5 protein-coding genes and 1 pseudogene are annotated in these 5,624 nt (G+C 60.6%); 1 reads left to right on the top strand and 5 read right to left on the bottom strand.

The features are described 5' to 3' along the window. Positions 1-575 (top strand): TetR/AcrR family transcriptional regulator (locus tag Q0M35_RS16880; RefSeq protein ID WP_295317431.1); only part of this gene is annotated, 575 nt, incomplete at its 5' end. Positions 576-1,168: 593 nt separating this feature from the next. Here the strand turns inward: Q0M35_RS16880 and Q0M35_RS16875 are convergent. From Q0M35_RS16875 to Q0M35_RS16855, 5 genes and pseudogenes are all read right to left on the bottom strand, one after another. Continuing rightward, the gene (locus Q0M35_RS16875; RefSeq protein WP_295317430.1) at positions 1,169-1,636 is read right to left on the bottom strand and encodes an Hsp20 family protein; all 468 of its coding nucleotides are present in this window, start codon (positions 1,634-1,636) and stop codon (positions 1,169-1,171) included. Between the two features lie 131 nt (positions 1,637-1,767). Continuing rightward, on the bottom strand, positions 1,768-2,607 hold the full coding sequence (locus Q0M35_RS16870; protein WP_295317429.1) for a trypsin-like peptidase domain-containing protein: 840 nt from the start codon (positions 2,605-2,607) through the stop codon (positions 1,768-1,770). A 4-nt stretch (positions 2,608-2,611) separates the two neighbouring features. Continuing rightward, the gene (locus Q0M35_RS16865; protein ID WP_295317428.1) at positions 2,612-3,433 is read right to left on the bottom strand and encodes a trypsin-like serine protease; all 822 of its coding nucleotides are present in this window, start codon (positions 3,431-3,433) and stop codon (positions 2,612-2,614) included. A gap of 108 nt (positions 3,434-3,541) precedes the next feature. Next, positions 3,542-4,864 carry a glycolate oxidase subunit GlcF gene (gene glcF, locus Q0M35_RS16860; RefSeq protein WP_295317432.1) on the bottom strand — a complete coding sequence of 441 codons (1,323 nt, stop codon included), beginning with the start codon at positions 4,862-4,864 and terminating at the stop codon, positions 3,542-3,544. Beyond that, positions 4,864-5,624: pseudogene (locus tag Q0M35_RS16855) on the bottom strand (glycolate oxidase subunit GlcE); the annotation flags it as partial. The pseudogene Q0M35_RS16855 and the gene glcF, both read right to left, overlap by 1 nt.

Genomic DNA, 5,624 nt, shown 5'->3' with positions numbered 1-5,624 from the left:
GGAACCTTGCGGATATCCGGGAGCGCGCCACACTGGCGGCAGAGCGCATCGTCCTCGAGAAAGGGGCCGGTGCGCTTTCCGCGCGCGGTCTGGCCAAAGCTCTCGGCATTTCTGTAGGCTCGCTTTACAATGCCTTCGGCGATCTCAACGGTGTTGTGCGGGCGATTAATGCACGCTGCGCGGACCGTCTCTCGCAACATCTGCGGGCCGCCCTGAGAGAGGCCGGTGATGCAACGCCACGCGACCGCGTGGTGGCCATCGGCGAGGCCTATTTCGACTTTGCCGTTTCGGAACCGCGTCGCTGGTATATGCTCTTTGAACGCGATTCAGACCTGCAACTGGATGTAAAAACTCAGCATCTTCAGGAAGGTCTGCTGGAAATGCTGATCCGGGCCGGCGGTGGTAATCCGGCCTCTGATCTGCACCGACAGTTCTTCCTGCTGCTCTGGGCGTCGGTACATGGTCTGGTGTCCCTCGCCTGCCGCCCCTCAATCGCGATGATCAGCCCGGATGTGGCGCGGTCTTATATCCACGAACTGGTGGATGCCGGTTTCCGCAATTATCCGCGCGACTGACCCGGACGCCCACCGGCGAATTTAGGGCAACTGACATTATTTCCTACCCGAAGGTCTCCCGGAGCGCGGCATAGCCCCGGACTGTTTATCTGACCGGAGTGACACGCATACCCTGCCGACCGGGTTTCCATGCATCTGTTTGGTCCTGATGGCCGCACCGGTCTCTGCCAGAATGAACTTTCACCGCACAGCGTTTTTTCCTGTGTTCACGGGTACGGCGACGGGTGCGGATACCTGCCGCGCCAGCTCGCCGGAATTATCGGGGGCACCGCGGATGCCATGACGCTGTTTTACACCGGCAGCACGCCTGGAATTGAGGATTGCCGGACATCACCTACCCGGCAATGCCCGCCGCAAAGGAAAACTCGGATCCGGGCGGAAGGCCCACATCATTGGCGATGACCGCTCAGGAGACAGGTTGTTCTTTTCCGCGGGCCAGGTGCAGGAACCGTCCTGAACAGGATTTCCTGTGTCCTGTGGTGGTTTTGCCGTCATTGGTCTCAGTCACTTTGCGCACGCTCCTGCGCGGATCCCAATTCAAAAAAAGCCCGGCATTTCTGCCGGGCTTTCGCGTTCAGATAAAATCGTCAGGCTCAGTTCACAGCTTTGCTGTCAACAACGTCCTTTTCGATCTGTCTGGCGGACGAGATGGACACCTGGCGCGGTTTCAGTGCCTCAGGCACTTCGCGGTGCAACTCGATATGAAGCATGCCGTCCGCGTGGGTCGCGCCGTTGACGCGCACGTGGTCCGCCAGATGGAACCGGCGCTCAAAGGCGCGGGTTGCAATGCCGCGGTGCAGATAGGTGCGGTCCTGGTCCTCGTCCGCTTTGCGCGCGGAGACGATCAGCGCGTTTTCACGCACCTCAACCGACAGATCGGCCTCGGAGAAACCGGCAACCGCAACTGAGATCCGGTAGGAATCATCATCCAGTTTTTCGATGTTATACGGGGGGTAGGAAGGTTGTGTGCCTTCGGTCGTCAGCACCCGGTCCATCAGGTCAGCAATCTGGTCAAAGCCGACAGTGGCACGGTAAAGCGGTGCAAAGTCAAAAGTACGCATGGTTCATCATCCTCTTTCATTGAGCGATAATCGCCGGGCGCTCCCAGAGGGACGCGCCGCGGGGTTTCGGTATGTCCGGGCCCTTAAAAGGCACCCGGAACATCCTCAATGTGGGAAATGAACCTGCGCTTTCAAGACCCCCCGGGGCGGACAAATTTCGCCCCGTTGCCGCCCTCCGGCAAAACACGCGTGCCGACTGTCACCCGCTTTACCGCGGCCGCCGGTCTGCTGGCATTTGCCCGCATCTGCCGTTTCAGATCCGCCACCACCTGCGGCAAAGACATTCCGTAGGCGACTTTGCGGCCGTCATAAACACCCATGCCCGAAATGACGGAGACAATCCGGCCGCGGCCGTTTTCGTGGCTGAACACCGGTGCGCCGGAGGATCCGAAGGTGACGTTGCAATCGAGAAGCAGCACGCCCTGACGCTGATCGGTCATCTGGCAGACCCGCTGGCGAGACGGCATTTCTGCACGGCCCCGGCCATAAGATACCACGCTCACCGGACCTGGTGAAATCTCACGACTCTCAACCAGAAAAGGGTCAAGCACGTGCGTGGGAATCGGCTTTGCCAGCCGCAGCAGGGCAACATCATAGCGGATATTTTCGGCCGAAACGCCGGTGCCTGGCCTGTAGCGCGGGTGCGCTTCAATCTGTGAAATGGCCCGCTCCGCGGCAACACTGCCGTTGCGCAGCCCGGCGCGGAAGGTCAGATCCTCAGTCGCCAGTATCTCGCCCGTTTGCGGGGCGAAAACACAATGCGCGGCGGTCAGGACAAAATCGGGCGCAATAAGCGTTGCCGTGCAGAAGCCGCTCTCATCGGCATCCAGACGACCCACCGCCTGCCAGACCAGCGCATCGTTTTCGCCTGCCAGCCCTGTGAGGCGTGATGTGGTTTCCTGCGCCGACACGACCGATGCACCCAGTGCGATTACAATCGCCGGCAGTGACAATCCGGTGCACCAGCGCATCTGCTTACTCCTCGGGGCGGATGAACTTGGCACCCGTTTCCTTGCGTCCAGCGCCCACGGCGACCCGCTCGGTCACGGCCTGGCCGGAAACAAACAGGCCACCACCGGCGTCCAGCTTCTGGCGCAGAAAGGACAGAGGCTCACTCAGGGAGGTCCCCAGCGAGACATGCTCTCCGTTCATTTCCGCCTTGGCTGAGACCACAGAGACGATATGCGCTTTACCGTCGGCAAAAGTGAAAATCGGCGCACCCGAGGATCCGAAATCAACAGTGCAGGAGGTGACAAGCACACCTTCCTGGCGCGCAATCACGGTGCAGACTTCCTGCAGTGAGGGCGCTTCGGAGCGGTCACGGGCATAGCTGACGACCCCGACCCGCTCTCCCTGACCGGGGCGGTCGGCAGTCTCGAAAGGCTCAATCGTGCCGTTCCGGATCGGACGGATCAGTTCCAGAAGTGCAATGTCATTGCGAACGCGGTCCGACGAAACATTGTCGTCATAGACATAGTCGGGATGGATCACCGCCCGCCGCACCATCCGGTAGGCCGAGGCGCGCCCGTTGCGCCAGCCTGCGAGGAATTCGACATCCTCGTGGTTGATCCGAGCCCCGGTCCGCTTGTCAAAAAGACAATGCGCCGCCGTCAGGACAAGATCGGGGCTGATCAGAGCACCTGTGCAGAAGCCGGACCCGCCGATGTCCAGGCGGCCCACCGCCTCCCAGGGGTTGGCATCCGTTCCTGCGTCCAGTCGTCTGAGACGTTCATCCTGCGCAACAGCGCCCGTTGTAATGATCGCTGCGAGGAGTGAAAATATTAACCAGTTCCGCACGTGCACTTTCCCTCTTACTCAGCCAGAGGTGTACCGGTGATCTGCGGCAGAAATAGGGCCAATGCTGTCAGATTAGCCCTTATTTGCAAACGGATCGTCGCGATCTGGTTAACGAAGACGCGGAATTGCAGACCCTGGGTTGAATTCTGCGTCAAGTGCCGGTGGTTTCGGCCCGCCGGTCGCCCAGTCGAGCAGTTCAACTGTATGCACGATGGGAATCTGCGTGCCCGACCCGATCTGCATCATACAGCCGATATTGCCAGCGGCGATGATATCCGGCTTTTTCGCCTCAAGTGTGCGGACCTTGCGCGCCTTGAGCTGTTTTGAGATTTCGGGCTGCATCAGATTATAGGTACCGGCCGAGCCACAGCACAGATGCGGGTCCGCAGGTTCCACGATGCTGAAGCCTGCGCGGCGCAGCAGATCCTTCGGGAAGGTTTTGATCTTCTGGCCGTGCTGCAGCGAACAGGCCGCGTGATAGGCCACGACCAGTTCTTTGTCCTCTCCCTCGGGCAGATCCAGCTTAATCAGCAGTTCCGAGACATCCATGGCGATGCCCGATACACGGGCCGCGTCTTCAGCAAGCCTGTCATTGCGGAACATATGGCCGTAATCCTTGACCGTCGTGCCGCAGCCCGAAGTGTTGATGACAATCGCATCCAGCCCGTCAGCGTCCATCTCACGCGCCCAGGCGCGGATGTTTTTTGCCGCCGTCGCGTGGCTTTCATCAGATTTGCCCATGTGATGGGTCAGGGCGCCGCAACAGCCCGCACCCTCGGCCACCACCACCTCACAGCCCAGACGGGTCAGCAAACGGATCGTGGCATCGTTGATATCAGTATTCAGCGCCTTCTGTGCGCAGCCGGTCATCAGTGCCACGCGTTTTTTCCTTGGTGCAACGGGTGCAAAGGTCTGCGGATCATCGTTGCGACTGACCGGCGGGATGGTCTTTGGTGCCATCTCCAGCATCGCACGCAATCGCGCGTCCGGCATCAACCCGGCGAAAGGCCTGCCGATTTTCGCGCCCAGCAGCGCCACGCGAAACCGCATCGGATAGGGCAGGATCCGCGCCAGGATCCAGCGCAGTGCGCGGTCGCTGAACGGCCGCTTATAGCGCTGTTCAATATATTCCCGCGCGTGATCAACAAGATGCATGTAATGCACGCCCGACGGACAGGTGGTCATACAGGCAAGACAACTCAGACAGCGGTCAATGTGTTTGACGGTCTTTGCATCCGGGTCCCGGTCGTTCTCCAGCATATCCTTGATGAGATAAATCCGGCCCCGCGGGCTGTCGAGTTCATCGCCCAGAACCTGATAGGTCGGGCAGGTCGCAGTACAGAACCCGCAATGCACACAGGTCCGCAGAATCTGGTTGCTACGTTCGGTTGCGGGGTCTGTGAGCTGTTCCGGAGTAAAAGTCGTCTGCATCATACCACCTCGCGGGCTGCGACCGGGCCCATCAGTCCGGGATTAAGAATACCGCGTGGGTCAAAACGCGCCCGGAGCCCGGCACTGAGCCGCGCCACACCGGCGGCCTCGGGATGAAAGACTCCGAGGGCTGCACGCGTGCCGGCATCTGCCCGTACAAGCGTCGCGTGACCATCAAAGTCGCCGAGGTTTTTGCGCAGATCCGTGCCTGCGGCCATCCGCATCCAGATCAGTCCCCCCGCCCAGTCGAAATAATGGTCCTGCGCGCCGACCCTGGCCACAAGCCCCGGCGCATCAGAGGGTTTGCAGGACACCCGCCAGACATCACCCGCAGCGTCGCTGAGTGGTCCGGCATCGCGGACCCTCTCCCAGAGCGCCTCGGATTTGTCGGCCGGCAACACAGTGATATCCGCTCCGCGCCCCGAAAACATATCTTTCAGCCGGCCCGAACGATAGGACACCGACTGCTCAAACCCCTCGATCCGCAGGGCCGTCACCGTCTCGTCGCCATGGACGTTTGCACCGTGGGCGGCCCCGGTTATCTCGTAAGGGGATCCCATTGCCTGCGACATAACTTCCACGGCTTCAGCATCAGACAGCCCCTGCAACAGCAGTGTGCCGCTCGTTTCCGGCACCGGCAGCACCTTGAGCGCCACCTCGCTCAGCACGCCCAGTGTGCCACAGGAACCGCACATCAGTTTGACCAGGTCATAGCCGGTGACGTTCTTCATCACCCGGCCCCCGTTTTTCACGATATTGC

This window comes from Roseobacter sp. (assembly GCF_024639605.1).
Taxonomy (GTDB): domain Bacteria; phylum Pseudomonadota; class Alphaproteobacteria; order Rhodobacterales; family Rhodobacteraceae; genus Roseobacter.
Note: the sequence above shows the minus strand (reverse complement) of the source record. Positions and strands in the feature narration are given on the sequence as shown.